The 17,426-nt window shown below is 59.6% G+C and carries 17 protein-coding genes, 1 pseudogene and 1 riboswitch; of the genes and pseudogenes, 10 read left to right on the top strand and 8 right to left on the bottom strand.

Translation table 11 applies throughout. The features are described 5' to 3' along the window. The first annotated feature begins 232 nt into the window (after positions 1-232). Both metK and Q1J88_RS07815 read left to right on the top strand, forming a co-directional pair. Entirely contained in the window at positions 233-1,396 is a 1,164-nt protein-coding gene (gene metK / locus Q1J88_RS07820; protein WP_301117058.1) for a methionine adenosyltransferase, read from the top strand. Between the two features lie 149 nt (positions 1,397-1,545). Next, positions 1,546-1,779, top strand: a complete 234-nt coding sequence (locus Q1J88_RS07815) for a DUF1289 domain-containing protein (RefSeq protein WP_301117057.1) — start codon at positions 1,546-1,548, stop codon at positions 1,777-1,779. Between the two features lie 129 nt (positions 1,780-1,908). Here Q1J88_RS07815 and Q1J88_RS07810 read toward each other — a convergent pair whose 3' ends face one another. The 3 genes from Q1J88_RS07810 to Q1J88_RS07800 all read right to left on the bottom strand — a co-directional run bounded on the left by Q1J88_RS07810 (position 1,909) and on the right by Q1J88_RS07800 (position 4,827). Continuing rightward, entirely contained in the window at positions 1,909-2,403 is a 495-nt protein-coding gene (locus Q1J88_RS07810) for a MarR family winged helix-turn-helix transcriptional regulator (protein ID WP_301117056.1), read from the bottom strand. 132 nt (positions 2,404-2,535) lie between these two features. Further along, a complete protein-coding gene (locus Q1J88_RS07805; protein WP_301117055.1) occupies positions 2,536-3,624 on the bottom strand; it encodes an aromatic ring-hydroxylating dioxygenase subunit alpha in 1,089 nt (362 codons plus the stop codon). A gap of 21 nt (positions 3,625-3,645) precedes the next feature. Then, positions 3,646-4,827 (bottom strand): ABC transporter substrate-binding protein, encoded by a 1,182-nt coding sequence (locus tag Q1J88_RS07800; protein WP_301117054.1) that lies wholly within the window; start codon positions 4,825-4,827, stop codon positions 3,646-3,648. A 188-nt stretch (positions 4,828-5,015) separates the two neighbouring features. Here Q1J88_RS07800 and Q1J88_RS07795 point away from each other — a divergent pair, with 188 nt between their 5' ends. From Q1J88_RS07795 to Q1J88_RS07775, 5 genes are all read left to right on the top strand, one after another. Beyond that, entirely contained in the window at positions 5,016-6,314 is a 1,299-nt protein-coding gene (locus tag Q1J88_RS07795) for an MFS transporter (protein ID WP_301117053.1), read from the top strand. A gap of 60 nt (positions 6,315-6,374) precedes the next feature. After that, positions 6,375-6,473, top strand: a riboswitch (S-adenosyl-L-homocysteine riboswitch). Positions 6,474-6,544: 71 nt separating this feature from the next. After that, on the top strand, positions 6,545-7,963 hold the full coding sequence (gene ahcY, locus Q1J88_RS07790; protein WP_301117052.1) for an adenosylhomocysteinase: 1,419 nt from the start codon (positions 6,545-6,547) through the stop codon (positions 7,961-7,963). A gap of 68 nt (positions 7,964-8,031) precedes the next feature. After that, complete coding sequence (locus Q1J88_RS07785; protein WP_301117051.1) at positions 8,032-8,367, top strand: phage holin family protein; 336 nt, start codon at positions 8,032-8,034, stop codon at positions 8,365-8,367. Next, complete coding sequence (metF, locus tag Q1J88_RS07780; protein WP_301117050.1) at positions 8,368-9,216, top strand: methylenetetrahydrofolate reductase [NAD(P)H]; 849 nt, start codon at positions 8,368-8,370, stop codon at positions 9,214-9,216. It abuts the gene before it with no gap. Positions 9,217-9,283: 67 nt separating this feature from the next. Further along, positions 9,284-9,493: a hypothetical protein gene (locus tag Q1J88_RS07775; RefSeq protein WP_301117049.1), complete on the top strand. Its 210-nt coding sequence runs from the start codon at positions 9,284-9,286 to the stop codon at positions 9,491-9,493. Positions 9,494-9,627: 134 nt separating this feature from the next. On the opposite strand, the gene Q1J88_RS07770 is transcribed toward Q1J88_RS07775, so the two are convergent. After that, positions 9,628-10,269 carry a 5-formyltetrahydrofolate cyclo-ligase gene (locus tag Q1J88_RS07770; RefSeq protein WP_301117048.1) on the bottom strand — a complete coding sequence of 214 codons (642 nt, stop codon included), beginning with the start codon at positions 10,267-10,269 and terminating at the stop codon, positions 9,628-9,630. 172 nt (positions 10,270-10,441) lie between these two features. On the opposite strand from Q1J88_RS07770, the gene Q1J88_RS07765 reads away from it, so the two are divergent. The 3 genes from Q1J88_RS07765 (at position 10,442) to Q1J88_RS07755 (ending at position 14,293) form a co-directional block, all read left to right on the top strand. Further along, a complete protein-coding gene (locus Q1J88_RS07765) occupies positions 10,442-12,508 on the top strand; it encodes a lytic transglycosylase domain-containing protein (protein ID WP_301117047.1) in 2,067 nt (688 codons plus the stop codon). A 4-nt stretch (positions 12,509-12,512) separates the two neighbouring features. Then, a complete protein-coding gene (locus Q1J88_RS07760) occupies positions 12,513-13,733 on the top strand; it encodes a tRNA CCA-pyrophosphorylase (protein ID WP_301117046.1) in 1,221 nt (406 codons plus the stop codon). A 167-nt stretch (positions 13,734-13,900) separates the two neighbouring features. Continuing rightward, the gene (locus Q1J88_RS07755; protein ID WP_301117044.1) at positions 13,901-14,293 is read left to right on the top strand and encodes a RidA family protein; all 393 of its coding nucleotides are present in this window, start codon (positions 13,901-13,903) and stop codon (positions 14,291-14,293) included. Positions 14,294-14,393: 100 nt separating this feature from the next. Here Q1J88_RS07755 and Q1J88_RS07750 read toward each other — a convergent pair whose 3' ends face one another. From Q1J88_RS07750 to Q1J88_RS07735, 4 genes and pseudogenes are all read right to left on the bottom strand, one after another. Then, entirely contained in the window at positions 14,394-15,338 is a 945-nt protein-coding gene (locus tag Q1J88_RS07750; protein ID WP_301117043.1) for a DMT family transporter, read from the bottom strand. A 99-nt stretch (positions 15,339-15,437) separates the two neighbouring features. Then, positions 15,438-16,649, bottom strand: a complete 1,212-nt coding sequence (locus tag Q1J88_RS07745; RefSeq protein ID WP_301117042.1) for an SAM-dependent methyltransferase — start codon at positions 16,647-16,649, stop codon at positions 15,438-15,440. Next, positions 16,646-16,846, bottom strand: coding sequence for a hypothetical protein (locus Q1J88_RS07740; protein ID WP_301117041.1), 201 nt, complete (start codon positions 16,844-16,846; stop codon positions 16,646-16,648). The genes Q1J88_RS07745 and Q1J88_RS07740 overlap by 4 nt, the downstream gene beginning before the upstream one ends. Before the next feature lie 223 nt (positions 16,847-17,069). Continuing rightward, positions 17,070-17,426, bottom strand: a pseudogene (locus Q1J88_RS07735) (hypothetical protein); the annotation flags it as partial.

Raw genomic sequence — 17,426 nt, 5'->3', positions numbered from 1 at the left:
TAACCCTTCTGTATTTGTTGAATAAGCGCCCAAGGCGGTATTTTCGCTTAAAATGCTAGCCATCGCTGAGTTAACCGACAACTTGCGGAGCGATGACGACATCGGGCTTTGTCTCGAAGCCGTCTAAATACTGCTAAAGCGTCGCGCCCCGTGTAGTAAGCCGTTCAGCCGAGGTGCAACGCGTTTCGTTCAACTTTAACGAGCCGTTGCCGGCTCATAGGACGCAATCGCCGTGGTAGCTAAAGACTTCCTCTTCACTTCTGAATCTGTTTCCGAAGGCCATCCCGATAAGGTCGCCGACCAGATCTCCGATTCCATTCTTGACGCCATTCTTGAGCAAGACCCGTATGCACGGGTTGCCGCCGAAACGCTGACCAACACCGGTTTGGTTGTGCTGGCAGGCGAGATCACCACCACCGCAAACGTGGATTACATTCAAGTGGCGCGCGACACCATCAAGCGCATTGGGTACGACAATACCGACTACGGTATCGACTATAAGGGCTGCGCGGTGCTGGTGGCCTACGACAAGCAGTCGCCCGACATCGCCAAGGGCGTCGACCGCAGTCCCGAAGCCAATATGGATCAGGGCGCGGGCGACCAGGGCCTGATGTTCGGCTATGCCTGCGACGAAACGCCCGATTACATGCCTGCCGCCATCTGGTATTCGCACCGCCTGGTACAGCGCCAGAGCGAGCTGCGCAAGGACGGACGCCTGCCCTGGCTGCGCCCTGACGCCAAATCGCAGGTCACCTTCCGCTATGTCGATGGCAAACCCGTCGAAGTCGACACGGTGGTGCTTTCGACCCAGCACTCGCCCGACATTTCACAAGCCGATATTCGCGAGGCTGTCATCGAAGAGATCATCAAGCCCAGCTTCCCGGCAGGCTTGCTTACGGCAAAGACCAAGTTCATGATCAACCCCACGGGCATCTTTGTCATTGGCGGCCCGCAGGGTGATTGTGGCCTTACCGGTCGCAAGATCATTGTCGATACCTACGGTGGTGCCTGCCCGCACGGCGGGGGTGCCTTCTCGGGCAAGGATCCTTCCAAGGTCGACCGCTCGGCTGCGTATGCCGCCCGTTATGTGGCCAAGAATATTGTGGCGGCTGGTCTGGCCTCCCAGTGCCAGGTGCAGATCAGCTACGCCATTGGGGTGGCCGAGCCCATCAACATCACCATCAACACCTATGGCACAGGTGTTGTGCCCGACGACCAGATCGCCTTGCTGGTACGCGAACACTTCGACCTGCGCCCGAAGGGTATTATCAATATGCTCGACCTGCTGCGCCCCATCTACGCCAAGACCGCCGCGTACGGGCACTTTGGTCGCGCCGAGCCCGAGTTCTCGTGGGAAGCCACCGACAAGGTCCAGGTGCTTAAGAAGGCCGCCTAAGCTGTTCAATAACTGCTTCGGCAGCTTGACCCCCGGGCGCTTCACAGGGTCCGGGGTTTTGTTTTTTGGGCTTCTGCCCGAGGTCACCGCATCCGGTATTGCAAGGCGGCAACGCGGTCGGCATCTGCCGGCACGGATAAGGAGTTTTTATGGCCGACAACGGCAAGTGGGTGCCCGACGAAACGGGGCGCGATCCTTCCTATAACCCAGATGAGCGCGATTCACCCTGTGTGGCTGTGTGCTCGACCCTATACGACGAAATTTGTCGGGGCTGCGGGCGCACCGTGATGGAAGTGGCGAACTGGGTCTTTTTTACCGAAGAAGAAAAAAGGGCGGTGTGGGACCGCATTCTCGGCCAGGGATATCCCAGACGAAATAATTGATGCCGTGCTGCTGTGGCACTGCCGGCCGGGAGCGCGGCTTTGGCTCAGGCTCGAGGTTTAAGACTTACTTGGGCATGGAATCAGGCTCAGGCGCAGGCTTTTACGGTCGCGCCATGTAGCGCTGCCGGTTTATTCCTTGGCGGGCCTGTTACTGAGTTCGGCGTTGGAGTCGACCAGGGCCTTCATGATGCGCATGAATTCCTTGCGATCTTTTGGGGACAGCGGAGCCAGCAACCGGCGCTGGGATTCCAGCATGTATGGAATCACTTCGGCCAGTGTCTTGAGCCCTTCGGCGGTGGGGGTAATCTGCCGCGCCCGCCTGTCGTGAGGGGCGACGTTGCGAACCACCAGGCCACGCGCTTCCAGTCTGTCTATGACTCCGCCGATGGTGGCGGTGTCCGAGCCGACGGTGCTTGCCAGCGTTTTCTGGTCGATTCCGGGTTGGTTGCAGATTGTTTGAAGGGTTGAGTATTGCAGGGGGGTGATGTTCAGCTTTGCGACTTCTTGTGTGTACAGGGCCACGGCAAGCTGGTGGATGCGCCGGGCGTAGTGTCCGGGCAGGTTCTGCAGGTTCAGGTGCATGGCACTGGCTGCGTTTGTCTCGTCCCTGGAATCTGTTGTCATTGTTGATTTGGTGATCTTTGGCTCCATTCAAACATTGTACTGGTGAAGCGGCGGCATAGCCGCCCCGGTTCGCAGGGCGGCCATACCTTGGGGCGGCCTTCCGGCAGGAAGGCCCATGACGATGCGAAGCCGTCAGCTCATGGCCAGCTCGGGCGTCACGTCCTCGATCATAAGTTGGGGACGATAGACAAAGTCGGGATCTTCCTTTTCCTTTTGAATCAGGGCGTCGAGCACGCGGCGAGCACGTATGGGCGCTTCGTCCACGCGCAAGGCCAGCCGGGGGACGGGCCCGCCTTCGGCTTCGACCTGCTTTTGCTGAAGCTCGAGAACGACGGCGTCTTCGTCGAAGGTCTGGGCAATGGCCTTGCAGATGTCTTCGGTCAGCTTCTCGTCGTCCAGGCGCTGGTTGCGGGCCACCGACCAGAAATAATGCGTGGTGGTTTCGGTTTCGGGCGTCAGCAGATGCAGGACATGGCTGCGGTAAGCGCCGTCGGCGGAGGTGCCGACGGGATACACGCCAAAGTCGGTCATGCAGATGGATGGCGCCAGGCTGATTGCCGTTTGCCAGCGATTGATGCGGCCTTCGTGATTCAACACCATGGCAAAGAACGGAGGAGCCTCGATGTTTGGCATTTCGCGATGGGCGCGTACCAGGCCTTCGCCTTCGATACTGACCTTGACCGGATAGTTGGGAATCACCTCTTCCTCACCCTGGCCGATGGTGCGCAGGTGTACCCAGCTTTCGTGGCCAAGGTCCATCAGGTTGTCGACGGACAGGCGGAAATCCGCCTTGATGTGATGGTAGCCGCGCGAGGGCGTCCAGTCGGGATGGTCGTTCCAGCGAATGTCCGGAATCAGTTCGGGGTCGGCGCGCTCGGCGTCGCCCATCCAGATCCACAGCAGGCCGTGCTTCTCTTCGAGCGGGAAGCTCTTGACGCAGGCCTGCTTGGGAATGTTGGTCTGGCCGGGAGCCAACGTACAGGCGCCGCTGACGTCGAAGCGCATGCCATGGTAGCCGCATTCCAATTCGTCTCCCACGCGGCGACCGGCCGACAGGGGAAGCAGCCGGTGCGGACACATATCCCGAAGCGCGGCAACCTTGCCGTCGGAATTGCGCATCATCACCACCGCTGTACCAAGAAAGCGGCGAGCCACGAAGTTATCGCCGTCAAGTTCGTGCTTGAAACCGGCGACATACCAAGCGTTCTTTAGCCAAATCATGTCGAACTCCTCTATCTGAACTTACTTGCTCTGGCCTGGGTCACGGACCTGCTCCAGCACGTCAAACTCGACGTTATAGAGCTCGCCGTCGTCGAGCCTTTCGACGCGACGGATATACACGTTTTGCACGATGTCACGGGTGTCTGCCTCGATATGGATCGGACCGCGGGGGCTTTCGAATTTCTGACCCTTCATGGCTTCCAGAAGCTCGTCGCCGGTTTTCCCGCCAGTGGCTTCCAGGGCGTTATACAGAAGCTTCATGCCGTCGTAGGCGGCCACGGCCATATAGTTGGGGCGACGACCGTTATAGGCTTCCTTGAAATCCTGGACGAACTTCTTGTTGAGCTCGGAAGGGTGAGCGGCCGAATAGTGGTGAGACGTCACGACATCCAGTGCCACGTCGCCCATGCCGTTCAGGATGTCGTCCTCAACCACGTCGCCGGTGGCCAGCAGACGAACGCCGGCTTCGGCCAGGCCGCGATCGGCGAACTGCTTCATGAACTGGGTGCCTACACCCGCCGGAAGGAAGACAAACACGGCGTCGGGCTTCTGGTTACGCACGCGCTGAAGGAACGGTGCGAAGTCGGGATTTTGCAGCGGTACGCGAATAGATTCGACGATGGTGCCGCCATTGGCTTCGAAGCGTTCGATAAAGGCTTTCTCGGAATCAATGCCGGGGCCATAGTCGCTGACCAGCGTGGCGACGTTCTTGATGCCGTTGGCCGGTGCCCACTCGGCGACGCCGATGGTGACCTGCGGCATGGTGAAGCTGCTGCGCACGAAGTAGGGCGATGCATTGATCACGCTGGACGTTGCGGCCACCATCACGATGGTGGGGGTTTTGCTGCGGGTGGAGACCTGCGCGGTTGCCAGGGCAAGCGGGGTCAGCACGAAGCCACCCAGCACGTCGACCTGGTCCTGTACCACCAGTTCTTGGGCGACACGGCGAGCCTGGTCGGGAGCTCCGGTATCGTCCTTGATGACCAGTTCGATCTTCTTGCCTGCAACGGTGTCACCGTGCTGTTTCATGAACAGGCGCGCACCCTGTTCGATCTGGATGCCGGTCGAAGCAAAAGCGCCGGTCATCGATAAGATCAATCCAACCTTGACCGTGTCCTCTTTCGCTTGAGCGGTCCAGGGAACCATGGAGCTTACGGCAAAGACACCGGCGCAAAGCGCTGCAAGTAATTGTTTTCGTTTCATAAAAATCTCCGTCAAAGACGGTCTGCCTCCAAAGGGAAGTAATACTATGTATGCATATACTAGGTATACAGATAGTCTGTACACATATTAATTAAAGCAAGAAAAGAAACAGGTAGCAAGTGCGTAGCGTGCTCATGCCGGGGCCACAAAGGCTTTTGTTATGGCAAACTGCAGGGCAGGAGAGATGGATGACCGATAAAAACGAAAGAGTTCAGGGGCCGAAAGATCAGACGGCCCCGCAGGGCAAGGAAGCGAAAGTTCAGACAGAAGCCGTTAGCAGGACAGGCAGTACCTCCAAAGCGGCAGACATGGCTGCTGGTGTCGGCAAGAAAAGTGTGGTCAGCATTTTCTTGCTTGTGACGATTCTGTATGTGTCGTTGAATCTGCGGGCACCGCTGATTGGCGTGGGCCCGGTAATTGACTCGATCCGCGTGGGCCTGGGCCTGTCGGGCACCGAACTGGGTGTGCTGTTTACCCTGCCGGTACTGTGTTTTGGCGTATTCGCGCCATTTGCGCCCCAATTGCTGCGCGTGCAGTCTCCCGAGCGGATAGTGTTCGTCAGCCTTATTGTCCTGACCCTGGGAATTGCGCTGCGCAGCGTACTGGGGACCTTCGGACTTTTTGTCGGCACGTTTTTTCTGGGCCTGGCAATAAGCGTTGTCATGGTCATCTTGCCCGGCCTTATCAAGCGCCATTTTCCAGTCAATGCGGGCACCATGATGGGCTTGTATTCCACCGCCCTGTCGGGCGGCGCGGCGATGGCGGCTGGGGTGGCCGTGCCGCTTGAGCAATGGTTTGGCGGATGGGAGTACTCGCTGGGCATTTGGGCTGTGCCCGCGCTTTTGGCCGTGGTGATCTGGGTGCCGCAGTTAAAGGTCAGGACCGACCTGGAAATGCCACGGGCCGGAACCGGGCCTCGCCTGTATCGTAGCTGGCTCGCCTGGCAAGTGACGTTCTTCATGGGCCTTCAGAGCGCAGTGGCCTATTGCGTCTTTGGCTGGTTGCCACTGATCTTGATCGAACGCGGCCTTACTGCTGCAGAAGCCGGGTACCTGCTGGCCGCTCTCATGACCCTTCAGCTCTCGACATCGATTTCGGGCCCCTGGCTGGCCACACGCGGGCGTGACCAGCGCTTGATGATCTTCATTTTCATGATGCTGGTGCTGGTGGGCTTGATGGGCATGCTTATCGGCCCTATTAAAGTCATCTACGCCTGGTCGGCGATTTTTGGCCTGGGCTTCGGGGGCATGTTCAGTGTGGCCATGGCCTTGCTCGTGCTGCGTTCGCCTACGCCACAGGTGGCGGCCTCCTTGTCCGGCATGGCGCAGGGCGTGGGCTACGTTATTGCCGCCATGGCACCCCTGATAGTGGGTGTCCTGCATGAGTACACCGGTGACTGGAACGCCGTTATTGTCTTCATGGCGTTTCTGATTATTTGCGCGACATGGTCGGGCCTGCTGGCCGGGCGCGCCCGCCTGGTCGCGTAAAGCGCTGTTACCGTGCCTGGCGTTTGGCAGCCGCAGCAAATCGGCTACAATTGACGCCAATTTCCTGAGGAGCGCTGCGACGGGCGCAGGCGGGCCATTTAGGCGTTCGCTGCCCCGCTAGGCTCAGGATTCTTCAGTATTTAACGGCGCTCATCATCTCCTGCTAGCAGGCGAAGATGAGCCCAGCCGTTCTAGTCTCTTCGTCCTGCACAGGTTTACTGGAAATCACCATGAACACTGTTGCTGACACCACTTTCTCCGATTACAAGATTGCCGATATCTCGCTGGCCGAGTGGGGCCGTCGCGAACTTGCCATTGCCGAAACCGAAATGCCCGGCCTGATGGCCGTACGCGAGGAATACGCCCAGGCGCAACCCCTGAAGGGCGCGCGCATTGCCGGCAGCCTTCACATGACCATCCAGACCGGCGTGCTTATCGAAACTCTTATCGCATTGGGTGCCGAAGTTCGCTGGGCTTCCTGCAATATTTTCTCTACCCAGGATCACGCCGCAGCCGCAATTGCCGCCGGCGGTACCCCCGTGTTTGCCATCAAGGGCGAAAGCCTTGAAGACTACTGGCAGTACACCCACGAAATCTTCAACTGGCCCGACGGTCGCCATGCCAACATGATTCTGGACGACGGCGGCGATGCCACCTTGCTGCTGCATTTGGGTGCCCGTGCCGAAAAAGACGCCTCGGTGCTCAACAACCCGGGCAGCGAAGAAGAGCGCGTGCTGTTTGCCGCCATCAAAGCCAAGCTGGCTACCGATCCCACCTGGTATTCCGAGCGCCTTGCTGCGGTCAAGGGCGTTACCGAAGAAACCACCACCGGTGTGCATCGCCTGTATCAGATGTCCAAGAAAGGCGAACTTGCCTTCCCGGCCATCAACGTCAACGACTCCGTCACCAAGTCCAAGTTCGACAACCTGTACGGTTGCCGCGAGTCTTTGGTCGACGGCATCAAGCGCGCCACCGACGTCATGGTGGCCGGCAAGATTGCCGTGGTGTGCGGCTTTGGCGACGTCGGTAAAGGTTGCGCCCAGGCACTGGCGGCCCTGCGCGCCCAAGTGTGGGTTACCGAAATCGACCCCATCTGCGCACTGCAGGCTTCGATGGAAGGCTACAAGGTCGTCACCCTGGACGAAGCCGCCGACAAAGCCGATATCTTCGTTACTGCCACGGGCAACTACCACGTCATCACGCGCGAACACATGGAGCGCATGAAAGACCAGGCCATCGTGTGCAATATTGGCCACTTCGACAACGAGATCGACGTCGCCGGCATCGAAGACCTTGAATGGGAAGAGATCAAACCCCAGGTCGACCACGTTATCTTCCCTGACGGCAAGCGCATCATCCTGCTGGCCCAGGGGCGCCTGGTCAACCTTGGCTGCGCCACCGGACACCCCTCGTTCGTTATGTCGGCCTCGTTCACCAACCAGACCATCGCCCAGATCGAACTCTTCACCCGCGGCGATGCCTACGAAAAAGGCCAGGTCTACGTTCTGCCCAAGCACCTCGACGAAAAAGTTGCGCGCCTGCACCTCAAGAAGCTCGGCGTGCAACTGACAGAACTTACCCCCGAGCAGGCCGAGTACATCAACGTGCCCGTCAACGGCCCGTTCAAACCCGATCATTACCGCTACTAACCGGTAAGGTCTTTGGCCCGCGCGCTCACCCAGCGCCGGGCCCTCCCTGGCACTAAAGGAGCCTGACTATGGAAATACTGCTTATCTGGATTCTGAACGCGGTTGCCTTGTTGATCGTGGCCTACATCTTGCCCGGCATCACAGTGGCCTCCTTCTGGTCAGCCCTGATTGCAGCACTGGTGCTGGGCTTGCTCAATACCCTGGTCAAGCCTGTCCTTGTGTTGCTCACCCTGCCAGTAACCATCGTCACCCTGGGCTTGTTCCTGCTGGTCATTAACGCGCTTGTGTTCTGGTTTGCCGGATCAGTGCTGAAGGGATTCCAGGTCAACGGCTTCTGGTGGGCCATGTTGGGCGCGCTGGTTTACAGCATTATTTCAGGCCTGCTGTCGCGGGTTGTCACATAAATGAGTTCATTGTTCAGTTTAGAGTTTTTCCCGCCACGCGATAACGCCGCGCGGGAAAAACTTATCCGGTCTGCCAAACAGCTGGAGCCATTGCAGCCCGCGTACGTAAGCGTCACCTTCGGTGCAGGCGGATCCACCCGCACCGGCACCGCCGACGCCGTCAGCATCCTGCAAGACCTCGGCTACGACGCCGCCCCCCATCTTTCCTGCATCGGTGCCAGCCGCGCCGAACTGCGCGATATCCTGCTGGCATACAAAGAGCGTGGCGTTCGCCGACTTGTCGCCCTGCGAGGCGACCTGCCCTCTGGCATGGGCGGTGACACCGGCGAACTGCATTACGCCAGCCAGCTGGTCAGCTTCATCCGCGAAGCCACCGGCGACTGGTTTCACATAGAAGTTGCCGCGTACCCCGAAATGCATCCCCAGGCCCGCAACGCTTCGGCCGACCTCGGGTACTTTATCGAAAAAGTACAGGCCGGCGCCAACAGCGCCATCACCCAGTACTTCTTCAACCCCGACGCCTACTTCGATTTCGTCGACCGCGTTCGCGCCCGCGGCGTCACCGTGCCCATCGTGCCTGGCATCATGCCAATTACCAACGGCACCCAACTGCTTCGATTCTCGGACATGTGTGGTGCTGAAGTGCCTCGATGGATACGGCTTCGACTCGCCGAATTCGGAGACGACAAAGCCTCCATCCGCGCATTCGGCGAAGACGTCGTCAGCCGCCTGTGCCAGAACCTGCTCGACCAGGGCGCCCCCGGCCTGCATTTCTACACCCTGAACGGCGCCGAATCCACCCTGGCCATTACCCGCAACCTGAGCCTGCCAACTGCAGCGGCAGCGTAGGCCAGCAGTCCGACCGCAGCACTGCGCCATAAAGAATACCGGCGACTCGCCTTACCCGGATCGTGCAATGAGCCCCAGTGCAAGGGCCGGAGGCGGTCTAGGGTTTGGGGTTCGTCCGGCGCCCGCCGGCTGTGTCCTGTTCAGTCGGGGGCAGTCGGCGACAGCCTGTTCGAGTCCCGAAGCGCGTAGCGCTGAGGTCGAGTTCTGCCGCCGCCCGGCTGAACAGGGCACAGTCGGGGAGCCCGAAGGGCCGGGCGATGCGAACTCCAAACCCTAGACCGCCTCCGGCCCGCCTAAAGAACCCAGCTTTCGCTACAACAAAGACAACAACCCCGAAACGTTAGTCGCGCATAACGTCCGAGATCAGGTCAAAACCCGTTCCAGTGCAGGGTACAACGCGACAAGTCCAGGTCAGAACCGATCAAGCAGATCCGGCGCCGCAACCGGCCACCCCTTATCCGTCAGCACAGAGTCCAGCACAAAATCATGTTCCGCCGGCTTGTAATCGAACCCCGAAAGATCACCACAAGCCCAGGCCACCCCAAGCGTCACAAACCGGTGCCCGCGATCGCGCAGATCGGCCAACGTACGATCGTAATACCCCTGCCCATACCCAACCCGGTCACCCTGTCGCGTGAACCCCAGCGTTGGAACCAGAACAATGTCAGGGTCAGGCGCCTGCGGCCCTACAGGTTCCTCTACCCCGAATGCACCCTTTACCATCTGCGTATCCGGCGTCCACACACGAAACTGCAGCGGCGCATCCTTCTTTACTACCACAGGCAGCGAAACACTGAACCCTTCCTCTTCTACAAGCTGAACCAGCAACGGGCTCAGATCAGGCTCACCTTCAAGCGGCCAGAACGCCGCCACATGTTTCGGTACTTGACGGCCTGCTTTCACGAGTGCCGCCCGCGACGTCGTGAGCCAGGTGAATAGCCGGCCACGAATCAGCAGCGCCCCACGGCGCGTATCCATTGGATTTTGCGCCGCGCGAAGCTGTTTCAGTTTCGTCCGCAAAGCGGCAGATTTATTCTCTATACTGTTGGTCATGACGGAGTTTCAGGCGGGGTCAGCAAGAATGTTATTGAAGCATCAACGGTATCAGAAAAGCCGGACCATGTCCGGTGCAGGCAGATTCTCGTCATTTGCTGCGTGGTTGGCCTTATTTGCAGGGTTGGCAGGGTGCGCAGGCGCCGAAGCGCCGCCGCCATCATCCCCGGTAATGCCGCCGCCCACCCACGCCCAAAATTCCACCCAGCCCCAGAATCCCACCCAGCTGATCGAGCAGGCCCCCACCCAGGCCCTGGCACCTTCCTCGTCTGCCGCCTTGTATGCAGCGCCTCTGGCTCCTTCAGCCGCCGCGCTCAAGGCCACGGCCATGGCCACCAACAGTACCGTTAATTCTGGCGTTGCGCCCCAAATCGCCGAGCAGGCCCTGATCGAAGCCCGCGAAGCCATGCAGAAAAAGCAGTGGTCCAAATTGGATCAGCTTGTGCCCACCGCGCAGGCCGCTCCCCTGGTCGGCAGCTACGCCCGGTACTGGGCCCTGCGGCAGCGTCTGACCAACCCTGCCATTCCCGTTCCCGAAGCCGAGATCCATCAGTTCATGGCCACCAACCAGGACGACTACCTGGCTGATCGCGTCAAGGGAGACTGGATCGTCGCAGCCGCTCGCGCCGGCGATTACGCCACCGTCAATCGCCTGGGCCCGGTAGTCAGCAGCAATGCCTCCATCGACTGTGCCCGCATCTTGGCCCGGCACATGACCGGTCAGACCGTCACCCAGCAAGAAGCCATGAAGGCGTTTTCCCCGGTGAGCATGTGCTGGAGCATGCTGGATCAGCTTGTTGAAGACCGTATCGTCGGATGGGACGCCCTGCAGTTCGAACTGCGTGCAATCCTTGAAACTACCAAAACCGGCAACGCCCAACGCATGGCCGCGCTGATGTTCGATGGCGCCCAGATGCGTTCCTACGCGGCGTTAATGAAGGACGCCCGCAAATGGCTGTCCACCCAAAGCGCCCCTCAGACCAAAGAACAGCGAGAGCTTGTCGCCCTGGCCCTGTCGCGCCTGGCGCGCTCGAAAGATCGTCTGCAGGCCGAGTCCTATATCGAACAGAACTGGGCGTCAAAGCTGCCCAAGAAAGACATGGAATGGGTGTGGGGCCAGTTCGGTCTGGTGTCGGCGCTCAACGTAGAGCCCCAGGCCGTGCGCTGGTACCGCCGCTCGGGTAGCGCTCCCAAGACTGACTACAACCATGCCTGGGAAGTGCGCTCCGAACTCAGGCAAAGCCCCATCGACTGGAAGCGGGTAGAACACGCCATACTCAAGATGTCGGCCGAGCAGCAGGCAGAACCCGTCTGGGTCTATTGGCGAGGAAGAGCCGTAGCCGGCCAGGGCGACCCCGCCACGGCTCGCAAATTTTACGCCTCGCTTCGTAACGAACTCAGCTTCTATGGTCAGCTCGCAGTCGAAGAGCTGGGCGAACCCCTTGTTTTGCCGCCCGCTCCACCGCCTGTTACCCAGGCTGAATTTGATCAGGCCTATGCGAACCCGGGCTTGCAACGCGCCATCAAGCTGTTCCGTCTGGGCTGGCGGCCCGAAGCGGTACCCGAATGGAACTTTGCACTGCGAGGCATGAACGATCGCCAGCTTCGTGCCGCGGCCGAGGTCGCCCGCTACGAACAGATCTACGACCGCGTCGTCAATACCTCGCTACGCACCACCGACGAAATCGACTTTACCCAGCGTTTTGTGGCCCCGTTCGAAGGCCGGGTCACCGAAAAGGCGCGTGAAATCAACCTTGATCCGGCGTGGGTGTACGGGCTTATACGGCAGGAGTCGCGCTTTATAACTGATGCGCGGTCGCGCGTGGGGGCGTCCGGCCTGATGCAGTTGATGCCTGCCACTGCACGCTGGGTCGCCAAGAAAATTGGCATGACCAACTTCACGCCTTCGTCCGTCAACGACTTCGATACCAATACGATACTGGGGACGCGCTACCTGGACATGGTGTTGAACCAGTTGAATGGGTCTCAGCTGCTGGCAACGGCCGGGTATAACGCCGGTCCGGGTCGCCCGGTGCAGTGGCGGTCCAAGCTGGCCGGCCCGGTAGAAGGAGCGGTGTTTGCTGAAACCATTCCGTTTACCGAGACTCGGCTGTACGTCAAGCATGTCTTGTCCAATGCCGTGTACTACGCCATGTTGTTTACGGGACAGTCGCAGTCGCTCAAGCAGCGGCTTGGCACCGTTGCACCGCAGGCCGCGCGTCAGGTCGCTCTGCCGTAAATCAATGACAGGCGCCACAGCACAAGACACCTCACGAAATGCTCCAGATCCGGCAGTAGATGGTCTGGAGGTCTACGTGGTGGGTGGAGCGGTGCGCGACAAATTGCTGGGGCAGCCGCCCGGCGACCGCGATTGGGTTGTGGTGGGCAGCAAGCCCGAAGACATGACAGCGCGCGGTTTCTTGCCCGTGGGCGGCGATTTTCCCGTCTTCCTGCATCCGGTTACGAAAGAAGAATATGCACTTGCACGGACCGAACGTAAATCGGGCCGTGGCTACAAGGGCTTTACCTTTTATACCGGCACTGACGTTACCCTGGAAGACGACCTGCGCCGTCGCGACCTGACTGTCAATGCCATTGCTCAGGCACCCGACGGCACCTTGGTCGACCCCTGGAACGGGCAACGCGATATTCAACTGCGCATCTTGCGTCATGTAGGCGAGGCTTTTGCAGAAGACCCGGTGCGCTTGCTGCGGCTGGCGCGTTTTGCGGCGCGTTTCGGCGAGTTTTCAATAGCGCCCGAAACGATGGATTTGTGTCGCCGTCTTGTCGCCGAAGGCGAGGTGGACGCCCTGGTGCCCGAGCGCGTCTGGCGCGAGGTAGCAAAAGGCCTGCAGACCGAAAGCCCTGCCCGCATGTTCGACGTATTGCAGCAGGCGGGTGCGCTGGAAAGGGTGATGCCCGGCCTGGTCTTCGACACGGAAATTGCATCTCAGCTTGACAAGGCAGTGCACCACAAGCTGAACCTGCCGCAACGGTTTGCATTGCTATGTCGAAAGTCGCCTGATCCACAGGCTGTTGCGCGACACGTGAAAGCGCCTACAGAATGCATCGACTACGCCAGATTGCTGCCTGCACTGCTGGTGGCACTCAAGCAAATTAATAATAAGGCGCTCGCGAAGGGCGATGGCCTGGCCCAGAGTGCCGAACAACAAGAGCGCGTGGACGACGCCCAGGCGCGTACGGACAACGCACAGACATGCACGGACGACGCCCACACCTGGTTGAGCCTAATCGAAACCACTGACGGTTTGCGCAAACCTGATCGCTTTGTGCAACTTCTTGAGGCAGCAGGCTGTGTGGTGCCGGTGGACATGGCAGCGTGGCGCAAGCGCCTTGATGCGGTACGTGCCGTGGATGCGGGGGCTATTGCCAAGTCGGCGGGCTCCAGGCCTGAAACAATCAAGGCTGCAGTGCGGGCAGCGCGTTTGGATGCATTGAGATAACTCATTGAACGTCAGCTTTTCGGCAGGGCGGCTTATCGGCGGGTCTCGTAGTGGCACCGACATGGTGGACAGTATCTATGCCGCTTGCTACCTTACAGGCGACACTGCCCGAGCGGCGAGTCAGAAATAATGAATACAACGCATTCCCTTGAAAAAAGGAGACCCCAATGGCACGAAAACTGATCAATCCATCGGCCCTGCATCCTGCACCTGGCTTCAGTCACATCACCATCTCTGAACCGGGGACGATGGCATACCTTGCAGGCCAGCTTGCCTGCGCGCCGGATTTTTCGATTATTGGCGGCGACGACCTTGGCGAGCAAACCAAGGCAGCCATGCGCAATGTGGGCATCGCACTCAAAGAAATAGGAGCCTCTTGGGAGCACGTTGTTCGTCGCACCATCTACACCCTGCACCCGACCGAGTATCAGGTCATCACGGCGGCAATCGAAGAGGTGCAAGGAAGCACCGAACATCCGGCTCAAACCATTCTGGGTGTAACCGGTCTGGCGGTGCCGGGTGCGCTTATCGAGATTGAAGTCACCGTCCGTTTGCCTTAACCCCTTCCTTAACCGCCTGCGTCCTGTGTACTGAAGGGAGCAGGCGGTATCCGGCAGTTCCACAATATTGTTCATCCCTGCGGCGATGAAGCCCGGATCGTCAACGCCGGGCAGACCTTTGGGTATGGCGGCCCACCAGCTGCTTCATCCACGTATACCCGCTGACCATCACTATTCCTATTGCCACCAATATGGCGCCGATCAGAAAGCTGGTGTCCAGGGGTTCGTCCAGCAGCCACACGCCAAAGAATATTCCAAAGAGGGGCGTCATGAACGAGAACACGCCAAGGCGCGAGGCCAGGTATTTCGTAAGTAACCAGAACCAGGCAAGAAAGCTGATGAAGGCAACGATAATGCTCTGATACGCGATGCTGCTGATGGCCAGTGCGGTGGGACGGAAGCTCATTTGGCCCGAGATCAGCGCTGCCGAGAACAAAATCAGAAAGCCGCCTATCAGCTGGTAGAGCAATGTCTTGCTGGCTGAGGTATGAGATAAACCGGTGCAGCGCACGATAACCGTCGTAGCGCCCCAGGCGGCTCCGGCCAGAACACCCAGGAAATCGCCCAGCAGCATATTGCTGGCGTTGGGCAGGACGTTGCTGCTGTCACGACCCGCGAAAGCCACGACAATGCCGATAAAGGCCATGAGTATCCCCATCCATTGCGCGAAGGCCAGTTTTTCTTCGGGCAGGCGCCAGTGCAGGCCGATGGCGGCAAAGAAGGGGGCAGTGTACAGGAACACGGCCATGTGCGAGGCGGTTGTATAACGCAGGCCCTCGCCCAGAAACACGAACTCAAAGCCGAATAACGCCCCCACTACCAGGCCTGGTTTCCAGGTTCCGTCGGCCAGGTTCAGAGGCTCGCCGCGCCAGGCCATCAACAAGGCCACCAGCACGGCGGCGACGCCGGAACGGATCGCAATCTGCAGTATGGGAGCAACGTCACCGGCGGCGGCCTTGATGGCGATCTGTTGAAAAGCCCAGATCATGCACAGTAAAACCATCACGCCAAACGCGCGACTGTCTATCCCCTTGCGATCCTGCATCTCTCTTTCCTGCTCCCTTGTTGTATGGTGCTGCGCCATTTCAGGCGCTTGTGCTTTTTGCGGCTAAGGTGGCGGTATGGTTAGCCCCGGCCGGTACGGTCAAAGCCGGTCGCGACGGTCTCCGTGAAGGAATCCCATCAGGGGAACGTCCAGCCCGCGTCCTACTGCCATGACCTTGAACAGCTCGCCCATTTCGGCTTCGGAAAGCAGCTTCTGAACCGGGCCGACAACCTTGGCATAGCCTGCAGCGTCGTGCGGATCCAGACCTGTCAAGAGTTCTATCAGACCGGCGTTCATCAGGAACCGCGCCTGCGAAGTGTAGCCGAGAATATCCAGGCCGCCTTCAAGAGCCGCATCTGCCATCGCGGTGAAGTCGATATGGGCGGTGATGTCTTGCAAGCCGGGGTAAAGCAGCGGGTCGGCATGCGCATGGTGCCGGAAGTGGCACATCAGCGTGCCTTCCGCGCGTTGCGGATGATAGAACTCGCGTTGCGGAAAGCCGTAGTCGATGAGCAGTGCCGCACCTTTTTTAAGCCAGGTGCCAAGCTGTCTTACCCAGGCCTCGGCCTGAATGTTGATCTCGGAGCGATAGCCGGGCAAGGGGGGTACTCGCTGAGCCACCAGTGCCTGAAGCGCGTCGTTGGCAGGCCGCTCATCCAGCACGAAAACAGGTTGTGCACTTTCGGTTCGCGGCGTGCCCGGTTCATCCAGCCTGACGCCCATTTCCATCAGTTCGCCGGCTTCGTTCCATCGGAAGAGTGTCGCAGGCATGGCGTCCAGAACCTCGTTGGCGATTACGCAGCCCTTGAAGTTATGCGGCAGGGCGTCAAGCCATTGAACGTTTGCCCGCATGCCGGTCAGCCGCTGGCGCTGGCGTTCACGCAAGTCGGCCGAGACCTCAAGAATCTGGTACTGGGGGCGGATGTCGAGCAGATTGAGCGCGCCGATAAGGGCTTCGGCCAAAGCGCCGGTGCCGGCACCGATTTCAAGTATGGTCTTGGAGCCCGAGGCTGCCAGAATCTGCGCAACTTGCCCTGCCAGAGCCTGGCCAAAAAGCGGTGTCAGCTCGGGGCCGGTGGTGAAATCACCTTCGGGATTTTCGCTGCCGAATTTTGTACTGCCTGCCGTGTAATAGCCCAGCCCGGGCGCATACAGGGCGTGCTGCATCCATTCTTCGAAAGGCATGAATCCGCCTTCGGAGTGCTGGATCCGGTATGCAAGGTAGTCCTGCATCGCACTAAGGTGCGTGGCAGAGTCGGCGTCCAGGGTGGGCAAGCCGGTTGGAGCTGAAGAGGGTCGTGCCGTGTTCATGGAGCGGGGCGGCTATCGCCAGGTTGCTTCTCGTGCCGTTCCTGCTTTTTCAGGACGCGTAGCGAGTGAATCATGGCCACAAGGAAAGCAACAAGCAATGACACCGCCAGGGCGACGACGAAATTGCTGAAGATTACCCATAGTGGTATGACCAGCAGGGCGGCCAGAAGCATGGGGCGGTTGGCGAGCTGTTTCATGTAATAGGTTACTGAATGTACTGCCTGGGTCACGAGATCGTGGTCCCTTCGCATGCCTCTAGTATAGGAGGTATCGGGTTGCGGCCTCCAGTCGAAGGGGACACTTTGGAGATTTAACGACCCGTCTTCTGTCGGAACAAAAAAGAAAACGGGCGCACCCTTAAAGGATGCGCCCGGAAAATCAATGCAATGCCGCTACTGCGTCAGCACCGCATGTGTCGTGTTACGCAAACTGGCCCTGACGGCGTGAGCCCTTGCTTTTGCCGGCGGGTTTGCCACCAAGGCTCGGGCGCGCACTGCGTTCGAAGCGGCTATCGCCGGCCGATGAGCGACCGGTTGCAGGACGCGCTGCAACACGCGACGAGTCGCCGAAACCAGGACGGTCGGCACGAGGCGTGCGCGGTTTGGTAGAGGCGGGTCGGTCTGCGTAGCCAGACGGACGGCCGGCATGGGCGTACGAGCGTTCGGCATGACCGCCTTTGCGCGCTACACCGTCGACTCGGTCTTCGAAACGTCGTGCTGGGCGATCGGCGTCGCCGCGGCTATCGTATGAAGGCTTGTTATCGAAACGGGGCTTGCT

It is taken from the genome of Pusillimonas sp., from assembly GCF_029263785.1.
Classification (GTDB): domain Bacteria; phylum Pseudomonadota; class Gammaproteobacteria; order Burkholderiales; family Burkholderiaceae_B; genus Pusillimonas.
This window is presented reverse-complemented; position numbering and strand designations above follow the sequence as displayed.